This is a genomic window from Streptomyces sp. NPDC050145 (assembly GCF_044460245.1).
Taxonomy (GTDB): domain Bacteria; phylum Actinomycetota; class Actinomycetes; order Streptomycetales; family Streptomycetaceae; genus Streptomyces.
This window is the reverse complement of record NZ_JBITJS010000019.1, coordinates 1-18,537: the sequence shown is the minus strand read 5'-3', so window position 1 is coordinate 18,537 and position 18,537 is coordinate 1. Positions and strand designations below refer to the sequence as shown.

Annotated in this window: 18 protein-coding genes; 7 read left to right on the top strand and 11 right to left on the bottom strand. The window is 73.1% G+C overall.

The window, feature by feature from the left end; translation table 11 throughout:
- Positions 1-7: 7 nt before the first annotated feature.
- Entirely contained in the window at positions 8-1,261 is a 1,254-nt protein-coding gene (gene glyA, locus ACIBTU_RS31615; RefSeq protein ID WP_399130073.1) for a serine hydroxymethyltransferase, read from the top strand.
- A gap of 130 nt (positions 1,262-1,391) precedes the next feature.
- Here the strand turns inward: glyA and ACIBTU_RS31610 are convergent, their stop codons facing one another.
- Together ACIBTU_RS31610 and ACIBTU_RS31605 are read right to left on the bottom strand one after the other, a co-directional pair.
- Complete coding sequence (locus ACIBTU_RS31610; RefSeq protein WP_399130072.1) at positions 1,392-2,228, bottom strand: SDR family NAD(P)-dependent oxidoreductase; 837 nt, start codon at positions 2,226-2,228, stop codon at positions 1,392-1,394.
- Positions 2,225-2,731 carry a nuclear transport factor 2 family protein gene (locus ACIBTU_RS31605; protein ID WP_399130071.1) on the bottom strand — a complete coding sequence of 169 codons (507 nt, stop codon included), beginning with the start codon at positions 2,729-2,731 and terminating at the stop codon, positions 2,225-2,227. Before ACIBTU_RS31605 ends, ACIBTU_RS31610 begins: the two co-directional genes overlap by 4 nt.
- 360 nt (positions 2,732-3,091) lie before the next feature.
- Here ACIBTU_RS31605 and ACIBTU_RS31600 point away from each other — a divergent pair, with 360 nt between their 5' ends.
- From ACIBTU_RS31600 to ACIBTU_RS31590, 3 genes are all read left to right on the top strand, one after another.
- Positions 3,092-4,549: an APC family permease gene (locus ACIBTU_RS31600; RefSeq protein WP_399130069.1), complete on the top strand. Its 1,458-nt coding sequence runs from the start codon at positions 3,092-3,094 to the stop codon at positions 4,547-4,549.
- Between the two features lie 71 nt (positions 4,550-4,620).
- Entirely contained in the window at positions 4,621-5,559 is a 939-nt protein-coding gene (locus ACIBTU_RS31595; RefSeq protein WP_399130067.1) for a hypothetical protein, read from the top strand.
- Positions 5,560-5,593: 34 nt separating this feature from the next.
- Entirely contained in the window at positions 5,594-6,004 is a 411-nt protein-coding gene (locus tag ACIBTU_RS31590) for an Imm7 family immunity protein (RefSeq protein WP_399130066.1), read from the top strand.
- On the opposite strand, the gene ACIBTU_RS31585 is transcribed toward ACIBTU_RS31590, so the two are convergent.
- The 8 genes from ACIBTU_RS31585 to ACIBTU_RS31550 form a co-directional block, all read right to left on the bottom strand.
- Positions 5,994-7,457, bottom strand: coding sequence for an aldehyde dehydrogenase (NADP(+)) (locus ACIBTU_RS31585; RefSeq protein WP_399130065.1), 1,464 nt, complete (start codon positions 7,455-7,457; stop codon positions 5,994-5,996). The two genes, ACIBTU_RS31590 and ACIBTU_RS31585, sit on opposite strands and share 11 nt — an antisense overlap.
- Positions 7,454-8,944, bottom strand: a complete 1,491-nt coding sequence (locus ACIBTU_RS31580; protein ID WP_399130064.1) for an amino acid permease — start codon at positions 8,942-8,944, stop codon at positions 7,454-7,456. Before ACIBTU_RS31580 ends, ACIBTU_RS31585 begins: the two co-directional genes overlap by 4 nt.
- Positions 8,945-8,996: 52 nt before the next feature.
- Positions 8,997-9,998 (bottom strand): proline racemase family protein, encoded by a 1,002-nt coding sequence (locus ACIBTU_RS31575; protein ID WP_399130063.1) that lies wholly within the window; start codon positions 9,996-9,998, stop codon positions 8,997-8,999.
- Positions 9,995-10,930, bottom strand: coding sequence for a dihydrodipicolinate synthase family protein (locus ACIBTU_RS31570; protein ID WP_399130062.1), 936 nt, complete (start codon positions 10,928-10,930; stop codon positions 9,995-9,997). The genes ACIBTU_RS31575 and ACIBTU_RS31570 overlap by 4 nt, the downstream gene beginning before the upstream one ends.
- Before the next feature lie 68 nt (positions 10,931-10,998).
- Positions 10,999-12,468 carry an FAD-dependent oxidoreductase gene (locus ACIBTU_RS31565; RefSeq protein WP_399130061.1) on the bottom strand — a complete coding sequence of 490 codons (1,470 nt, stop codon included), beginning with the start codon at positions 12,466-12,468 and terminating at the stop codon, positions 10,999-11,001.
- Entirely contained in the window at positions 12,465-12,830 is a 366-nt protein-coding gene (locus ACIBTU_RS31560) for a (2Fe-2S)-binding protein (protein WP_399130060.1), read from the bottom strand. Before ACIBTU_RS31560 ends, ACIBTU_RS31565 begins: the two co-directional genes overlap by 4 nt.
- Positions 12,827-14,026 carry an NAD(P)/FAD-dependent oxidoreductase gene (locus tag ACIBTU_RS31555; protein WP_399130059.1) on the bottom strand — a complete coding sequence of 400 codons (1,200 nt, stop codon included), beginning with the start codon at positions 14,024-14,026 and terminating at the stop codon, positions 12,827-12,829. Before ACIBTU_RS31555 ends, ACIBTU_RS31560 begins: the two co-directional genes overlap by 4 nt.
- Positions 14,027-14,093: 67 nt before the next feature.
- A complete protein-coding gene (locus ACIBTU_RS31550; RefSeq protein WP_399130058.1) occupies positions 14,094-14,720 on the bottom strand; it encodes a helix-turn-helix domain-containing protein in 627 nt (208 codons plus the stop codon).
- Between the two features lie 214 nt (positions 14,721-14,934).
- Between ACIBTU_RS31550 and ACIBTU_RS31545 the strand changes: the two genes are divergently transcribed.
- Positions 14,935-15,957, top strand: coding sequence for an MDR family NADP-dependent oxidoreductase (locus ACIBTU_RS31545; protein ID WP_399130057.1), 1,023 nt, complete (start codon positions 14,935-14,937; stop codon positions 15,955-15,957).
- A gap of 36 nt (positions 15,958-15,993) precedes the next feature.
- Positions 15,994-16,371 carry a MerR family transcriptional regulator gene (locus ACIBTU_RS31540; protein WP_399130056.1) on the top strand — a complete coding sequence of 126 codons (378 nt, stop codon included), beginning with the start codon at positions 15,994-15,996 and terminating at the stop codon, positions 16,369-16,371.
- Positions 16,372-16,392: 21 nt separating this feature from the next.
- Here the strand turns inward: ACIBTU_RS31540 and ACIBTU_RS31535 are convergent, their stop codons facing one another.
- Positions 16,393-16,908 (bottom strand): GTP-binding protein, encoded by a 516-nt coding sequence (locus tag ACIBTU_RS31535; RefSeq protein ID WP_399130212.1) that lies wholly within the window; start codon positions 16,906-16,908, stop codon positions 16,393-16,395.
- 363 nt (positions 16,909-17,271) lie between these two features.
- Between ACIBTU_RS31535 and rsgA the strand changes: the two genes are divergently transcribed.
- Entirely contained in the window at positions 17,272-18,411 is a 1,140-nt protein-coding gene (gene rsgA / locus ACIBTU_RS31530) for a ribosome small subunit-dependent GTPase A (RefSeq protein ID WP_399130055.1), read from the top strand.
- Positions 18,412-18,537 lie beyond the last annotated feature (126 nt).

Genomic DNA, 18,537 nt, shown 5'->3' with positions numbered 1-18,537 from the left:
AGTATTCGTGCTGCACACCTCCCTGCGTGAGCTCGACCCGGATGTCGCGGCCGCCGTCGACTCCGAGCTGAAGCGCCAGCAGTCGACCCTGGAGATGATCGCGTCGGAGAACTTCGCTCCGGTCGCCGTCATGGAGGCCCAGGGCTCGGTCCTCACCAACAAGTACGCCGAGGGCTACCCCGGCCGCCGCTACTACGGTGGCTGCGAGTACGTGGACGTGACCGAGCAGATCGCGATCGACCGGGTCAAGGACCTGTTCGGCGCCGAGTACGCCAACGTCCAGCCCCACTCGGGCGCCTCGGCGAACCAGGCGGCCCTGTTCGCGCTGGCCAAGCCCGGTGACACGATCCTGGGCCTGGACCTCGCGCACGGCGGTCACCTTACCCACGGCATGCGCCTGAACTTCTCCGGCAAGCAGTTCGACGTGGTCGCCTACCACGTCGACGACTCCGGCCTGGTCGACATGGCCGAGGTCGAGCGCCTGGCCAAGGAGCACCGCCCGAAGGTGATCATCGCCGGCTGGTCGGCGTACCCGCGTCAGCTGGACTTCGCCGAGTTCCGCCGCATCGCCGACGAGGTCGAGGCGTTCCTGTGGGTCGACATGGCCCACTTCGCCGGCCTCGTCGCCGCCGGACTCCACCCCAACCCGGTCCCGTACGCCGACGTCGTCACCTCGACAACGCACAAGACTTTGGGTGGCCCGCGCGGCGGCATCATCCTGGCCCGCACCAAGGACCTTGCGAAGAAGCTCAACTCCGCGGTGTTTCCCGGGTTCCAGGGCGGCCCGCTGGAGCATGTGATCGCGGCGAAGGCGGTCTCGTTCAAGGTCGCGGGGAGCGAGGAGTTCAAGGAGCGGCAGGAACGCACACTGGAAGGCGCTCGCCTTCTCGCCGAGCGTCTGACCTCCGAGGACGCCCGCAAGCACGGCGTGAACGTGCTCTCCGGCGGCACCGACGTCCACCTCGTCCTCGTCGACCTGCGCGAGTCCGACCTGGACGGACAGCAGGCCGAGGACCGCCTCCACGAGGTCGGCATCACGGTCAACCGGAACGCCGTTCCGAACGACCCGCGCCCCCCGATGGTCACCTCCGGCCTGCGCATCGGTACCCCGGCGCTGGCCACCCGCGGTTTCGACGCCGACGACTTCCGCGAGGTCGCCGACGTCATCGCCGAGGCCCTCAAGCCGGCCTACGACGCCACCGCGCTCAAGGCCCGCGTCACCGCGCTCGCCGACAAGCACCCGCTGTACCCCGGCCTGTAAAGACCGCGCCGGAGGGGCCGGACACCGGACATGGACATGGACATGGACATGGATACAGCCCGGCCCCCGACGTGCCCCCGGCGAAGCCGATGCGCAGGACGACGAAATCCGTAGCGGGCGGACGCCGCGGTCAGTACAGCGGGCCGCCGCCGAAGGCCGCGCGGTGCGAGGCGGCGCGGCGTCCGTCCGCCTCGGTGACCTCGTACTCCTCGGCCAGCTCGGCCACGACGAAGGTGTGGCCGCTGCGCTCGTGGAGCCGGGGGTCGTCCGTGAGGCGGGCGATGACCGCACCCACGAACTCGGGGGACTCCGCGTCGGCCAGCCTGAACCCGGCGACCTCCTCCACCCCGGCCTCGACCAGGCCGTCCGTGCGGACGAGGCCCGGCCACAACGACACCGCCGACACCCCGGCGGAGGCCAGCTCGTGGCCCATGTCGGCGGCCATCTTGTCCAGGCCCGCCTTGGAGACGCCGTAGAGCACCGAGTGCAGCGGGGCGCGGGCGCCGAACGAGGAGATGTTGACGATGAGTCCGCTGCCCCGCTCCACCATGTGCCGGGCCGCGTGGACGGCGGCGACGTAGTGGGCGCGCAGGCCCACGCCGATCAGCGGTTCCCAGTCGGTGACGGGCCGGGTCCAGAACGGGTCCTCGAAGCCGGCCATGTCCTCGGGCGCGGCCCACACGTTGTTGACCAGCAGGTCGAGCCGGCCCCGCTCCTTCGTGATCCGGGCGATCAGCGCCTCGATCTGGGCGTCGTCCCGGTGGTCGCAGCGCAGGCCGACGCCCTCGCCGCCGGCCTCGGTGACCCGGCGCGCGGTCTCCGCCTGCGGGCCGCCGGGGTCCGGCTCCCCGCGGCCGGTGACGTACACGGTCCAGCCCTGCGCGCCGAGCGCGGTGGCGATGCCCCGGCCGACGCCCTTTCCGGTGCCGGTGACCAGTGCGACGCGTGGTGTGGCGGTGTCGCTCACAGTAGTCCTCCCTCGTCGACGACGTACCCCTCGGGCAGCGGGCGCGTCAGCGACCAGAGGCTGCGGAAGTGGTGCCTGGCCAGGCGCCAGGCCCCGTCCTCCACGACGTACCGGTCGTCGTACTCGCCGCACAGCACCCGCTCCGTGCGGTCCACGAGGTTCAGTTGCCGGAACCGCAGGGTCCAGCGGCCGGTCGCCTCGGTGGGGGAGCGGAAGGTGATCTCCGGGTGCACGCCGTGGTGCATGTCCAGGACCTGGTGGCCCTGTTCGTCGCGGGCCAGCGCGATCTGCCGGAAGAGGCCGACCAGTTGGTCCACGGTCGCGAACGCGCCCAGCTCGCCGTAGTCGATGTCGGCGCCCTCGCGGACGAAACAGGCGCGGAACCCCTCGAGGTCCTTCTGGTCGCAGGCCCGCAGATAGCGGTACTTGAGCTCCTCGATCTCCTGCCTCGCCTCGATGCGCGCGACGCGCTCGGCGAGGCCGGCGGTGGACTCGGACGACATGGCCGGACTCCTCGGGGTGAGTGGTGGTCCGGCGACGTTAGGCATCGGCCGGCCGCACGGGCCACGCCCGCTCCCGGTCAGCGGGAGCCGTCCAGAGCCGTCCAGAGCCGAACAGAGCCGTCTGAAAAGCGATGCAGGGGCACAACGAAATCCGTAGCCATCGATGATCAACTCGACGGAATGAGCGTCGGATTGGACTCGTTCTGCGGGAAAGCGCAGATCTGGTCTTGTGCTACTCACCGGTCATGGGCATGATCCGGCTCACGTCACGGCCGAGATCGGCCGAGAACGGCCGACAAGGGCCGCGGACGGCTAGGAGAGGCGCAACCGGTGCACAACGGGGCCAGTAACAAAAGCGGGTTGAGAACAGGGAGTCTGGGGACGTTCGACTCGATCGTCCTCGCGATCGCGGGCTGCGGCCCCGCCTACACCGCGATGGCCATGGCCCCCGCGCTGATGGCCGCCGTGGGCTTCGCCGCCCCCGCCGTGCTGCTCTACTGCGCGGTGCCCACCCTCGGCATCGCGCTCGCGTTCCGCCACCTCGGCCGCCTGGACGTGAACTCCGGCGCCACCTACTCCTGGGTGGCGCGCACCCTCCACCCGTTCCTCGGCTTCCTGTGCGGCTGGGCCGTGGTCGTCGCGACGACCGTCTTCATGATCTCCTCGACGCAGCCGGCGGGCGCGGCCACGCTGTCCCTGTTCGGCGAGGACCTGGCCCGCAACGAGGGTCTCGCCACCGGCGTCGGACTCGGCTGGTTCCTGCTGATCGCGGCCCTGGTCGCGTTCGGCACCCGGCTCGGCGCACGCGCCCGGGCCGTCGCCGTCGGCGGTCAGCTCCTCCTGCTCGTCGTCGTGTCCGTGGCCGCGCTGACGCAGAGCAGGCACGCCGCGTCCTTCTCCCTCTCCTGGTTCGGCTTCGGGCACTTCGACGCCGCCCACAGCTTCACCGCGGGCGCGCTCATCGCCGGCGCGCTGTTCTGGGGCTGGGACGTGACGGCCAACCTCAGCGAGGAGACCCGGCGCGGGCGCGGCGGCGCCGGACGCGGCGGACTGATCGGCCTCCTCGTCACCGCCGCCTCCTTCCTCCTCGTCGCGGTCAGCGCGAACGTCCTGCTCGGACCCGCCGCGGGGGCCGACAGCGCCGGTTTCCTCACCGCCTTCGGCGACGCGGCCCTGCCGGGCGTCGGCGGAGACCTGCTCGTCCTCGCCCTGCTCCTGTCCACCGTCGCGACCCTGGAGACGACGCTGCTCCAGGCGACCCGCACGCTGTTCGCCATGGGACGCGACCGCACCGTGCCGTCCTTCCTCGGGCAGATCCACCCCGAGCGCCAGACGCCGATGATGTCGACGCTGCTCGTCGCGGCGCTCTCCGTGCTCGTCCTCGGCCTGATCGCCCTGCTGGGCACGGGATTCGGCATCCTCGAGGACGCCCTCGTCGGCATCGGCCTGCTGATCACCTTCTACTACGCGCTCGCCGGCATCGCCGTCGTCGTCGCCTACCGCCGGGAGCTGTTCCGCTCGGCCGGCAAGCTCCTGCTGCTCGGGCTCTGGCCGCTGGCCGGCGCGCTGTTCAACGTATGGATCTTCGCCGTGTCGATCCCGGACATGAACACCGCCCAACTGGCCATCGGACTCGGGTCGCTGGCCCTGGGCCTGATCCCGGTGACCGTCGCCCGGATCCAGGGCGGGCGCTCGTACTTCAGGCCGCGGCCGCTGAATCCGCGGGACGTCCAGGCCGCCGAGGAGGCGCTGGAGGGAGCGGAGCCGGTCACGGCCGCCGTTGGGGGCCGCAGGGACGGCGTCCTCACCGACTTCTGAACGGTTCCGGTTTCTGAACCGCTCCGGTTTCTGAACCGTTCCGAACGCCACGCATTCAGGGGGATCTCGTCATGGCAGGTTGGCTGCGCCGCGAGCGGCACACACCGGACTACGACCCGGCGTTCGGCGACCGGGCGCTGGCCGACGGCCGGCAGGACATGCTGCTCGGCCGGTGGGAGGGCGCCCGGGACCTGCTGGCCCGCACGCCCGGCGACTGGGACCGGCGGGCCCACCGCATCCGGCTGCTCGCCGACGCGGCGGCCGGCCGGCGCACCGTCGACCTCTGGCAGGCCTCGGAACCGCACAACCCGGACGCCGCCGTGCTGCGGGCCGAGACCGAGGTGATGCGGATGTTCGCCGCCGCGCGGGCCGGGGAGGACACGGGCGCCGCACGCCTGGACAGCGCCGCCTGGCTCTGCCACCGGGCCGCCGCCCTCGCCCCCGCCGACCCCTACCCCTGGGTCTCGCTGGTCGCGCTGGGCCGGCTGTACCCGGGCGGGCATCCCGACATGCACGCCTGGTGGAAGGAGCTGCTCGCCCGGGACCCGTACCACCGCGAGGGCCACCACCAGGCCCTGCGGTTCCTGTCCGCGCGCTGGCACGGCTCCTACGGGCAGGCCCTCAACTTCGCCTGGGACGCCGCCGCCTACACGCCGAACGGGTCCCCGCTCGCCGTCCTCACCCAGGTGGCCCGCGCCGAGCACTACCGGCACCGGGTCGCCGAGGAGGGCCGCGGCTCGCTCGGCCTGAGCCACCACTGGAGCGACGAACAGGCGCGCCGCGACCTGACCACGGCGCTGGACAAGTGGATCACCCACCGCGTCCCCGGCGCCCAGGACGTCGCCGACCTCAACCACCTGGCCCACGGCCTGACCAAGGCCGGCCTCACCGAACGCCTGGGCGAGGTCTTCCAGTTGCTCGACAACCGCGCCACCGACGTCCCCTGGTCCTACACCGGAGACCCCGACGAGCAGTACATCCGCTGGCGCGACCAGACGCTCTCGCGCTGAGGGCGGCTGAGCGGACACGCCTTAGGATCGGCGCGTGTTGGAGTACCACGGCTGGATCACGGTCCGCGAGAGCGCGGGCGAGGACGAGGACGCGGGCCGGCTGCGCCGGACCGTCGACGCACTGCGCACCCGCGTCGACGCGCTGGCCAGTCCGTATCTGCTCGACCTGAGGTGGATGAACGGCGAGCCGTTCCTCCACCTCGGCGGCCACTCCAACCACCGCTCCCCACCGGACGTCGTCGCCCTCTTCCGGCACGTGGGGCGGGTCGCCCCCGGTTCCTACGGACTCCTGCACGTGCTCGACGACGAGGACCCCGAGCACGCGAACGCGGTCCGGGTGTTCCGGCTCGTCCGGGGCGCGGTCACCGAGCACACGGAGCCACTGCTGTCCCCGTGCGTCCCGACGCTGGAGGACCCCGTCACGCCGGGCCCCGTCACGGAGTGAGGCGTCCGTCGATCCGCTGCGGCACCCCCCACGGGTTGCCGTCGCGCAGCGCCGGTGGCAGCAGGTCCTGCGGCCACGCCTGGTAGGCGACCGGGCGCAGGAACCGCTCGATCGCGGCGGTGCCGACGGACGTGGTGGTGGGCGCGGTGGTGGCGGGGAACGGGCTGCCGTGCTGCATCGCGTGCGTGACCGAGACCCCGGTGGGCCACTGGTTCCACAGCACGCGGCCACTGCGTTCGGCCAGCGCGGCCGTCAGTTCCGTGAGCGCGTCGCCCTCTTCGGGCTCGCCGTGGAGGGAGGCGGTGAGCTGCCCGGGCAGCGAGGCGATCACGGCCGCCACGTCCGCGAGCCGCTCGTACGTGACGACCAGACCCAGCGGGCCGAAGCACTCCGTGGCGGCGACCCGCACGTCCCCGGCGAAGTCCGCCAGATCCATGCCGAGCAGCCGCGGCGCCGCCGACGCCCCGTCCTTCGGCCACACCAGCCGGCTGCTCGCGGGCAGCGCGGCCAGCCGGTCCGCCCCGGCGACGTAGGCGTCACTGATCCAGTCGCCGAGCATCGGCGCGGCGGGGGCGGCCCGCAGCCGCCGTACGATCTCGTCCACCGGACCGTCGGCGGGCACGAACAGCAGACCCGGGTTCGTGCAGAACTGCCCCGCGCCCTGCGTGAGCGACCCGACGTACCCCTCGGCGATCTCCGCACCGCGGGCACGGGCCGCCGCCGGGGTGACGACCACCGGGTTGACGCTGCCCAACTCTCCGTAGAACGGGACGGGTTCGGGTCGTTCGGCGGCGATCCGGGCCAGCGCCAGACCGCCGCGCTCGGAGCCGGTGAACGCGGCGGCGCGCAGCAGCGGGTGGCGCAGCGCGTCCACGCCGGCCCGCTCGCCCTCGACCAGTCCGAACACGCTGTCCGGCGCACCGGCCTTGCTCAGTGCCGCACCGACGATCTCGGCGGTGCGGCGGGAGAGCCCGGGGTGCCCCGGGTGTGCCTTGACGACGACCGGGCAGCCCGCGGCCAGGGCCGACGCGGTGTCGCCGCCGGCGACGCTGAACGCGAACGGGAAGTTGCTGGCTCCGAACACCAGGACCGGGCCGATCGCGGTGCGGAACCGGCGCAGTTCGGGACGCGGCCCGGTGGGCCACTGCGGATCGGCGTGGTCGATCCGCACGTCGAGGAACCTTCCCTCGCGCAACTCCTCGGCGAAGAAGCGGAGTTGGAAGGCGGTTCGCTTCAGCTCGCCCGTGAGCCGGGCTGTGCCGAGGTGCGTCTCGGAGTCGGCGAGCGCGACCAGCTCCTCCCGCTCCGCCTCCAGTGCGTCGGCGACCGTCTCCAGGGCCCGCCCCCGCTCCCGGGGTGCCGCCCCGGCCCACCCGGCGACCGCACCGGCGGCGGCGGTCACGGCCTCGTCGGGGTCACGCGCGACGGTGTTCATGGCGCGGTCCGTGTTCATGACGCCGTCCTTTCCGGCAGGTCTTCCTGCGTGGCGACTCGGGGCTTGTTCTCCTCCGAGTGCCGGACGCCGAAGGAGAAGTAGAGGATCAGGCCGAGGACCATCCACACGGCGAAGCGCACCCAGGTGACCCAGTCGAGGTTGGCGATGAGCCAGAGGGAGAAGGCCACGCCGATCGCCGGGACCAGGGGGACCAGCGGGGTGCGGAAGGAGCGGGGGAGGTCGGGGCGGGTGCGGCGCAGGACCACGATGGCGATCGCGACGACCGTGAAGGCCGCCAGGATGCCGATGTTGGTGAGGTCGGCCGCCTCCCGGATGGGCAGGAGGCCGGCGATGAGCGCGGAGCCGACGCCCACGGGCCAGATCACCCGCGTCGGCACGTGCCGCTTCTCGTGGTTCTTCGCGAAGTAGCGGGGCAGCAGCCCGTCGCGGCTCATGGAGAACCAGACGCGGGAGACGGCCAGCATGTTGGCGAACGCGGAGGTGGTGATGCCGATGATCGCGCCGACCGCGACGACGATGCCGAGCCCGCCGAGTCCGACGGCACCGAGCGCGCTGGAGAACGGGCTCTGCGTGTCGATGTCCCGGTAGTCCTGCATGCCGAGGAGCACGAGGCACACCAGCAGGTAGATGACGGCGGCGATGGCCAGCGAGATCACGATCGCCTTCGGCAGCACCTTCTTCGCCTCGGCGCTCTCCTCCGCGGCCGCGCTCATCGCGTCGTAGCCGTACACGGCGAAGAACGCGGTCGCGGCGCCGGTGAACGCGCCGCCGAGCCCGAACGGCAGGAACGGCGTGTAGTTCCCGGCCGAGATGTGGAAGGCGCCCGCGATCACGACCAGGGCGACGATGCCGAGCTTGACGACGACGAGGATCGTCTCGAAGCGGGCCGATTCCTTGGTGCCGCGCGACAGCACGAAGGCGAGAAGCAGACAGAGCACGGCGGCGAACAGGTCGACCTTGTGCCCGGGGCCGGTGCCGGGCGCGCCGAGCATCCAGGACGGCAGGTCGATCCCGACCCGCTCCAGGATGTACGAGAAGTAGCCGGACACCGCGATGGCGACCACGGCGACGATCGCCGTGTACTCCAGGAGCAGGTCCCAGCCGATGAGCCAGCCGACGACCTCGCCGAGCGCGGCGTACGAGTACGTGTAGGCGGAGCCGGCCTTCGGGATGACGCCGGCGAACTCGGCGTAGCAGAGCGCGGCGGCCGTGCTCGCGATGATGGCGACGAGGAACGAGATCAGGACGCCGGGCCCGGCGTCCTCGTGGGCGACGACACCGGCGAGGGAGAAGACGCCGGCGCCGACCAGGCCACCGAGGCTGAGGGCGACGAGCTGCCACAGTCCCATGGTCCGGCGCAGGCCGCCCGTCTCTTCCTCCTCGGAGGAGGAGACGGGCTTGAGTCGGAAGATGCCCTGCCGGGAGAACAGGCCGCCGCTCGGGGCCGCTCTCGGTGGGCGGATGACGGGTGTCGAACGGGACACGGGGGGTTCCCTCCGTGGATACGTAGGGGCGCGTAGGGGTGCGGGGGATGCGCTAGAGCACGAACCCGTGGGGGAACGGGTCGCTCGGGTCGAGCAGGTAGTTCGCGGTGGCGGTGATCCAGGACCGGCCGGAGAACTCGGGGACGACACCGGGGAGTCCGCCGATCTCGGCGGTCTCCAGGAGCCGGCCGGTGAACCGCGTGCCGATGAACGACTCGTTCACGAACTCGGTGCGCAGGGGCAGTTCGCCGCGCGCGTGGAGCTGGGCCATGCGCGCGGAGGTGCCGGTGCCGCAGGGGGAGCGGTCGAACCAGCCGGGGTGGATCGCCATCGCGTTGCGCGAGTGCCGCGCGTCGGAGTCGGGGGCGAGGAACTGCACGTGCTTGCAGCCGCCGATGAGCGGGTCGGCCGGGTGCACCGGACGGTTCCGCTCGTTGATCGTCTTCATGACGGCCAGGCCCGCGGCGAGGATCTCGTCCTTGCGCGCCCGGTCGAACGGCAGCCCCAACGGGGCGAGTTCGGCGATCGCGTAGAAATTCCCGCCGTACGCCATGTCGTACCGGACCTCACCGAGACCGGGCACCTTGACGGACGCGTCGAGTTCGAGCGCGAACGAGTCCACATTGCGCAGCGTGACCTTCTCGGCGCGGCCGTCCCGCACCGTGACCCGTGCCTCGACGAGCCCGGCGGGCGTGTCGAGGCGGACCCGGGTCTCCGGCTCGGTGACCTCGACCATGCCCGTCTCGACGAGGACCGTGGCCACGCCGATCGTGCCGTGCCCGCACATCGGCAGGAAGCCGCTGACCTCGATGTAGAGCACGCCCCAGTCGGCGTCCGGCCGGGTCGGCGGCTGGAGGATCGCGCCGCTCATCGCGGAGTGCCCGCGCGGCTCGTCGACCAGGAACCGGCGCAGCCCGTCCAGGTGCTCCACGGCGTACCGGCGGCGCTCGGCCATCGTGCCGCCCGGGATCGGGCCCACCCCGCCGGTGACGACTCGGGTGGGCATGCCCTCGGTGTGCGAGTCGACGGCACTGATCGTGCGGACCGACCTCATCGGGCGGACCGCTCTTCCAGCGCGGCGATCGCGCGGGCCATGTCGGCCTCGACCTGCTCGCGCATCCGGGCGGTGAGCGGGCCGCGCGGCGGACGGCACGGGCCGCCGTACCGGCCGACCTGCTCCATGCCCAGTTTGATGGCCTGCACGAACTCGGTGCGCGAGTCCCAGCGGAACGCGGCGACCAGCGGCTCGTACAGCGCGCGGGCCTCCTCCAGCTTGCCGGCGGTGGCCAGTTCGTACAGGCGGGCCGACTCGGCGGGGAACACGTTCGGGAAGCCGGCGAACCAGCCGGTGGCGCCCATGAGGAGGCTCTCCAGGACGACGTCGTCGGCGCCGCTGACGATCTCCAGACCGGGGGCCTGCTCCTTGATCTCCAGGACGCGGCGGACGTCGCCGGAGAACTCCTTGACGGCGACCACGTTCTCGATCCGCGCGATCTCCGCGATCAGGTCCGGGGTCAGGTCGACCTTGGTGTCGATCGGGTTGTTGTAGACCATGACGGGCAGGCCGACGGAGGCCACCGCCTCGAAGTGGGCGAGGACCTCGCCCCGGTTGGCGCGGTACATGGTCGGCGGCAGACAGAGCAGGCCGTCCGCGCCGTCCTCGGCGGCGATCTCGGCCCAGTACCTGGCCTGGTGCGAGCCGACGCCGTGCACGCCGACGACCACGACGCCCGTGTCGCCGACCGCTTCCTTCGCGGTCCGCGCGACCTTGCGGCGCTCGTCGTCGGTCAGCGAGGAGTACTCGCCGAGCGAGCCGTTCGGGCCGACGCCGCGGCAGCCGTTCTCCACGAGCCAGCGGCAGTGGTCGGCGTACCGGTCGTAGTCCACGGCGAGACCGGCCGGGGCGGAGCCGTCCTCGTAGTAGGGGAGAGCGGTGGCCACGATCACGCCGCCGAGGGACAGTGACTTCTTCTGGGTTTCGCTCATGAACTCTGCTCCTGATGAAGGGAACTGATAGGGATTCAGAGGTGGTTCAGGGGTGACTCAGGGGTGGTTCAGGGGTGCTGCGGCTCGGCCGGCTCGGGCGGCGCGGCCAGGTCGCCGAGCCGGATGGGCTGGGCGATCGGGCGCCGGTGCGACGCGGGCGCCGGCAGGCCCTCGACCGGGCACTCCGAAGGCGCCCCGGACAGCCGGGCGTCGAGCTCCGCGACCGTGGGCCCGCAGATCCGGGCCTGGCAGGGGCCGAGCCCCGCGCGCGTCTCCAGCTTCGCGACCCGCGCCGAGCCGCTCTCCGGACGCGCGGCCGCCCGGCACAAGGAGGCGTAGTCGGCCTCCTCGCAGCGGCAGACGACCGTGTCGGGGCGCAGCCACTCGGGCCAGGCCGCGCCGATCGGATGCGCGCGGGCCAGACGCGCGGCGAACGCGCGGCCCTGGTCCCGGCCGCGCCGCAGCGGCCGCAGCGGGGCCGCCTCCGGATCGCCACCGGCGGCCAGCCACCCGGCGAGCGCGCCCTCGGCCCGCGCGGCCGGGGCGCCCGCGATACCGGTGATCTCCCCGGCCGCGTAGACGCCGGGGACGGTGGTGGCCTGGTCGGCGTCGACCTCCACGAACTCCCCGCCGGACCCGCCGCGCAGCGCGCATCCGGCGGCCACGGGCAGCTCCAGCTGGGGGCTGAAGCCGTGCGTCACGCACGCCGCGTCCACCGCCAGCGTGCGCTCGCTGCCCGGGACGACCGACCAGTCGGCGCGCAGCCGCGCGGTGACGACCTCCTCGACCCGGCCGTCGCCGCGCGCCTCGACCACGGTGCGGCCGGTGCGGTACGGCACCCGGCCGCGGAGCAACAGGGCGGCGTACTCGGCGAGTTCACCGCCTTTCGCGGCCTGCGCGGCGAGCTGCCAGGGCCGTCGCGACCAGCCGCGGGCGACGGTGCCCGGCGTGTTGGCCTCCAGGACCTCGAGGACCCGCGAGCCCGCTTCGAGGAGCGAGGCGGCCACGGGCAGCAGGAACGGCCCGGTGCCCGCCACGACGACCCGGTCGCCGACCACGACCCGCTCGCCCTTCGCGAGCGCCTGCGCGGCGCCGGCGGTGAACACGCCGGGCAACTCCCAGCCGGGGAACGGGAGTACGCGGTCGTGGGCGCCGGCCGCGAGCACCAGCGCGTCGGGGTCGAGCGTGCGGCGGCGCCGGCCGCCGGAGTCCGCCGGGCCGCACAGGACGTGCACGCGCGGCGGGCCGGGCCGCTCGGGGTCCGGACGTTCGAGCGCCCACACCGAGGTGTCGGACCACCAGGCGCACCGCGGGTGGCCGAGCACCCGGCGGCGGCTCCGGTCGAAGGCCCGCCAGCCGTGGTGCAGCACTTCGGGCCGGGCCGCTTCGTACGCCTCGGGCAGCATCCGGTGGTACTGGCCGCCGGGCCGGTCGGCGGCGTCGATCAGGGTGACCCGGGCGCCGGCGGCCAGGGCGGTCCCGGCGGCGGCGAGACCCGCGGGGCCCGCGCCGACGATCACGACATGACGGACCGTCATGAGCCCTCCGTTCCAAGGGTGTCGGGCGTATCGGGGTCGGCCGGGGCGCGTTCCGGGTCGGGGGCGCGTCGGCTCTGGGTCGTGACGACGTCGCCGTCCCGGGCGCGGCGGCGGCAGGCCCGCACGTCCCGCTCCCCGCCGACCGTCACCAGGCAGTCGAAGCAGACGCCGATCCCGCAGAACACCCCGCGCGGCGCGCCGGAGCGGCCCTCGCGCCACGCCAGGCGGTCGGCGGCGAGCAGGACGCCCGCGACGGTCTGCCCGGCGATCCCGTCGACCGGCTCGCCGTCGACGGTGATCCGCAGCGGCCGGTCCCGCCGGCGCACCGCGTCGGACCCGGCACGGACACGTCGGGGGCTCATATCGACTCCTCACTCAAGGGGCGGGCGCCGGTACCCAGCACGGCCGGCCGGTCCACGCGGAACGGGGACGCGTCCAGGTCCGTCGGCTCGCCCAGCATCAGGTTCCGCAGCAGCCGACCCGTGCCCACGGACAGCCCGATTCCGGCACCCTCGTGGCCGCCCGCGTGCCACAGGCCGTCGAGACGCGGATCGGCGCCGATGACCGGGAGGTGATCGGGGACGTAGGGCCGGAAGCCGCCGTACGCGCGCATCACCGGGACCCCGGCCAGCGCCGGGAACAGGCGCAGGGCCTTCGCGGCGACGGCCGACAGGACCTCGGGACGCAGCCGGTCGTCGAAGCCGACCCGGCGGCGCGAGGAACCGATGAGCACGCTGCCGCCGCGGGTGGACTCCACGACCGCGGAGGTCTGCAGGTCCTCGGCGCTGCTGCCGACCGCGCCCACGTAGTCCGCGTCGTAGACCTTGTGGAAGACCGTCGGCGGCAGCGGCGTCGTCACCAGGACGTCGCCGCGGCGGGGCCGGACGTCCACGGGGGCGCCGAGCCGGGCGGACAGTTCGCCGGACCAGGGGCCCGCCGCGTTCACGAACCAGTCGGCCTCCAGCAGGCCGGACGAGGTGCGGACCCCGGTGATCCGGCCGCCCCGGACGACCGCGCCGAGCACCTCGCGGCCCGTGTGCAGGGTCGCGCCCGCGGCGAGCGCGTCGCCGAGCAGCGCGGCGGCCGCTCCGGCGGGCTGGACCTGGGCGTCCTCGGGGTAGTGCAGGGCGGCTGTCTGCTCGCGGGTCACCTGCGGCTCGGCCTCGGCGAGCTGCCGCGCGTCGAGGACGTCGGCGCGGACGCCCGCCGCGCGCTGCTCGGCGGCGAACCGGGCCAGTCCTTCGGCCCCGGCGCCGGTGGTCGCGACGACGATGCCGCCCTTCGGCTCCCACTCGACGGCGTGCGCCGCCCGGGCGGAGCGTTCGGCGACCGCGGCGAGGATCTGCGGCCACAACGTCCGGGAGAGCTGGGCGAGTTCGAGCTCGGGGCCCGGGCCCTTGTCGGAGACCAGCACATTGCCCTCGCCGTGCGAGGTGGTCGCCGACGCCGCGCCGCCGCGGTCCACGACGGTGACCTCGAGCCCGGCCAGAGCCAGCTCGCGAGCGCAGGCGGCGCCGACGATGCCCGCGCCCAGCACCGCCACGCGTGTTCCGTACATCGAACCCTCCGTGTTCGGTAAAGCGAACACTGGGAACGTACGGCGAGGGTTCAGAACGTGTCAACGGTCACGTCGGACGGATTTCGGAGGAGGGGGAGGGGGAGTCCAGTGTCGGGTCGGACAGGTGCAGCCGCTGGTCCGCGCGGTACTGGAGCAGCAGCACCGAGTGCACGTCGTCGTCGAGCGCCGTGTAGCTGTGCGGGGACGCGGCGTCGAAGCCGACGTAGTCCCCGGGCCCCAGTTCCACCTCGTGCCCGTCGACCTGCACGCCGAGCCGGCCGGTTTGCACGATGGTGTGCTCGGTGCCGACGTGACCGAGCGACTCCTGACGGCACTTGGCGCGAACGCGCTGGTCGAAGACCTCGAAGACGGCCTCGCCGGTCTCGATGCGGCGCAGCGGGCGCAGGTCGACCCCCTCGCCGCTGAGCACCTCCACCTCCTCGGCGCGGACCACGGTCAGGCCCCCGGGCGGGCGGGCGTCGAGGAGGTCGGAGACGGCCACCTCCAGGACGCGCGAGAGGCTGAACACCGTCTCGATCGTGGGGTTCCCCGTGCCGGACTCCAGCTGCGACAGCGTCGCCTTGCCGATCTTCGAACGCCGGGACAGCTCGGAGATCGACAGTCCCCGCTCGGTCCTGGCCCGTCTCAGATTCGTGGCCAGCATGCCCCGGATCGAGTTCTCGGAGTCGCTCACGCCTCTCCCCCTTCTCTTCAGCCTGCGTTCGATATACCGTACGCCCGCAGTGTGCTTCGTTCGGTCTACAGAGCAGGATGCGGTGTCGGGCGCGCGGATGTCCACGTCCTGGCGACGCGACGACACGGTCCTCTCCTTGCCTCTCACCCGTACGTCAGGGTTTAGCGTCCCGGCACCCGTTCAGGCACTACGGCCACGGCCCCGGAGGTCACCCATGTCCGCACCGTCCCTCGGTCGCGAAGTCCAGCTCGTCAGCAACCCCACCGGTCTGCCGGCCCCGGAGCACTTCCGGGTCGCCGAGGCGCCGGTGCCCCGCCCCGGAGCCGGTCAGCTCCTCGTCCGCAACCGGCAGTTCCTCGTGTTCGCGGGGCTGCGCACCCTCGTGTCGCAGGAGGCGGAAGGGTTCCAGGTGCCGGCCCTGAAGCCCGGCGAGCCCCTGTTCGGCCCGGCGCTCGGCGAAGTGGTGGGCGCCGGGCCCGGCACCACCGGCGTACCGGTCGGGACCCTGGTCACGCACCTGCTCGGCTGGCGGGAGTACGCGGTGGTCGGCGCGGACACGGTGCGGGTCGTGCCCGAGGGGCATCCCGACCCGGTGGCGCTGCTGTCCACGGCGTCCGCCGCCTACGGGGCCCTGACCCGGCTGACCCGGCTGCGCGCGGGCGAGACGGTCCTGGTGACGGGCGCGGCGGGCGGCGTCGGCTCGCTGGCCGGACAGGTGGCCCGGCTGCTCGGCGCCGGACGGGTCGTGGGCACGACCCGCAGCCCCGGCAAGGCCGAACGGCTGCGGCGGGAACTCGGGTACGACGCCGTCGTGGTGCCCGGGGCCGGGCCCCTCGCCGACGCGCTCGCCGAGGCCGCACCGGACGGCTACGACGTGATCATCGACAACGTCGGGGGCGAACAGCTCACCGCGGCCCTCGCGTCGGCGCGGCACGGCGCACGGGTGGGCCTGGTCGGGGCGCTGTCGGGCCAGTTCGACCCGAACCTGGCGGGCGGCACGTCACCGGTGTCGATCGACACGTTCGGGATCGTCAAGCGGGCGGTGTCGCTGTCCGGCTACCAGGACTCCGAGCACCCGGGAGTGGAGGAGGAGTGGCGGGAGCGGCTGACTTCCTGGCTGCGGACCGGGGAACTCGTCTACCCGTACGTGACGCTGCCGGGCATCGATCGGGCCCCGGGAGCGTTGCAGGAACTGCACCAGGGGCGGCACTTCGGAACCCTGGTGGTCGAGATCTGAACCAGCGGTACCGGGTGAGGGCGAGGGAGACTTCGGATGCGTATCGGAGACGCGGCGGCCGCCGCCGGCACCACCCCGCGCGCGCTGCGGTTCTACGAGGAGCGGGGCCTGCTGCCCGCCCCGCGCCGCACGGGGACCGGCCAGCGGGTCTACGCCGAGCGGGACGTGGCCCGGATCCGCGTCATCCGGCATCTGCTCTCCCTCGGCCTGACCGTGCAGGACGTCCGCGCCTGCGCCGACCGCATCGACCTCCTGCTCGCCGACCCCACCCGCCGCTGCACCGCCCCCGCGCCCGGGGCGGCCCCGGGTGTCGTCCAACTCCGGATCGACGCGCTCGACGCGGAGATCAGCAGACTGACGGCACTGCGCGACACCCTGGTCCGGCAGATCGCGGCCCCGCAGAGCGTGGGGTGACGCGGCCTCGCTCCACGCAGGTCAGCGGAACGGGGTGTCCAGGGTCTGGGCCAGCTGGACCAGGCCGCGGCGGCCCTTCTTGGACTTGGGGTCGCGGGCGGCGTCCAGCGCGTAGCTGAACATCATTGGGACCTTGTATTTCGGGTAGCCCTCCTCGCCGAGCATCTCGAGGGTCTCCAGGCCGATCAGCTCCGCGATCTCCTCGGCCTCGACCAGGTCGCACTTGCTGACGTACACCGCGATCCGGGCCACACCCGCCTCCCGCGCCGCCGCCGCGTACGCACGGGTCTCCGGCAGCGGCCCGTCCTCGGCGGAGACGACGAGGAGGACGCCCGCGAACTGGTCGACTCCGACCGCGAGTCGGGACCTGAAGTCGTCCAGGCCGGGGCAGTCGTGCAGGTGGTACGGGCCGCGCGAGGTGACGAACTGCCCCTCCGGATCGGGCGACGGGCCGAACTCCTCGGACAGCGCCGCGGGCAACGCCCCCACCAGCGTGCTCTTCCCGTGCCCCTGCGCGCCGACGACCGCCGCCCGCACCAAGGGACCCGTTCCGTTGCTCCGCCGCCTACCCCACATGAGAACTGCCTCTTTCCTTCGCCGCCGAATGCCGTTGCAGGCTACTGGTGCGCTCCGGCGTGCCCGGCCGCCACCCCGTCGAAAATCAGTGGCGCGCCGTCGGTGGGGGTGGTTATGGTCGTGGTCGTTCAGGCGGCTGCCGCTGCCTCTGACCCATGTGTGACCCGGGAGGTGTCGACCGATGACTGTCGCTGCGACGGGCGTTGCCCGCATCCGGAAGTTCGTCAACTCCACCTCCGTGGCCGCCGGCTGACCTCACCCTCTTCTTTCCGTGCATGCCTGTGCGTGCGCGATGCCGGGGCCACCCATGTGAAGGGTCACCCCTTGTCTTCCTCCAGCTCCACCTCTTCTTCGTCGTCTTCGTCTTCTTCGTCTTCCTCTGATTTCTCGTCGTCCCTTCTTCCGTACGGCTGGGACACCGGCTGGGACGCGGAGTTCGCTCCGTACGCCGAGCAGGGGCTCCTGCCCGGGCGGGTGGTGCGCGTCGACCGCGGGCAGTGCGATGTCGTCACCGCCGACGGCGTCGTCCGCGCCGACACCGAGTTCGTCGTTCCCCGTGACCCGATGAAGGTCATCTGCACGGGGGACTGGGCCGTCGTCGATCCCGAGGGCGCCGACCCGCGCTACGTCCGGGCGTACCTGCCGCGCCGCACGGCCTTCGTGCGGTCCACCTCGTCCAAGCGGTCCGAGGGGCAGATCCTCGCCGCTAACGTCGACCACGCGATCATCGCCGTCTCCCTCGCCGCCGAGCTCGACCTGGGCCGCGTCGAGCGGTTCCTCGCGCTGGCCTGGGAGAGCGGGGCGCAGCCGGTCGTCGTGCTCAGCAAGGCCGACCTCGTGCCCGACCCCCTCGGCCTGTCGTACCTCGTCTCCGACGTCGAGAACACCGCGCCCGGCGTCCAGGTGCTCCCCGTCAGCGCCCGCGACGGCGACGGCGTGGACGTGCTGCGCTCCGTCGTGGCCGGCGGGACGTCCGTGCTGCTCGGCGCCTCGGGCGCCGGGAAGTCGACCCTCGCCAACGCGCTGGTCGGCGCCGACGTCATGGAGGTCCAGGCCGTACGGGACATCGACGGCAAGGGCCGGCACACCACGACCACCCGGAACCTGTTCGTGCTCAGCGGCGGCGGCGTCCTCATCGACACGCCGGGGCTGCGCGGGGTCGGGCTCTACGACGCCGAGGCCGGGGTCGAGCAGGTCTTCGCGGAGATCACGGAGCTGGCGGAGCAGTGCCGGTTCCACGACTGCGCGCACGAGGCGGAGCCCGGCTGTGCGGTGGTCGCTGCGCTGGCCGACGGGCGGTTGCATCAGCGGCGGCTCGACAGTTACCGCAAGCTGCTGCGGGAGAACCGGCGGCTTGTCGCTCGGGCCGATGCGCGGGTCCGGGGTGAGCTGCGCAGGGAGTGGAAGGCGCGGGGGGCCCAGGGCCGTGCCGCGGTCCGCTTGAAGCAGGGCCGGCCTCTGTAGGGGCGGTTCTCGGCTCGTCGCCGAGTGCTGCCCGGTGGGGCTTCTCGCGCAGTTCCCCGCGCCCCTGATGAGGCTGCGCCTCATCGGGGAGATGCCACCCGAAGGGTGTGCATCTCAGGGGCGCGG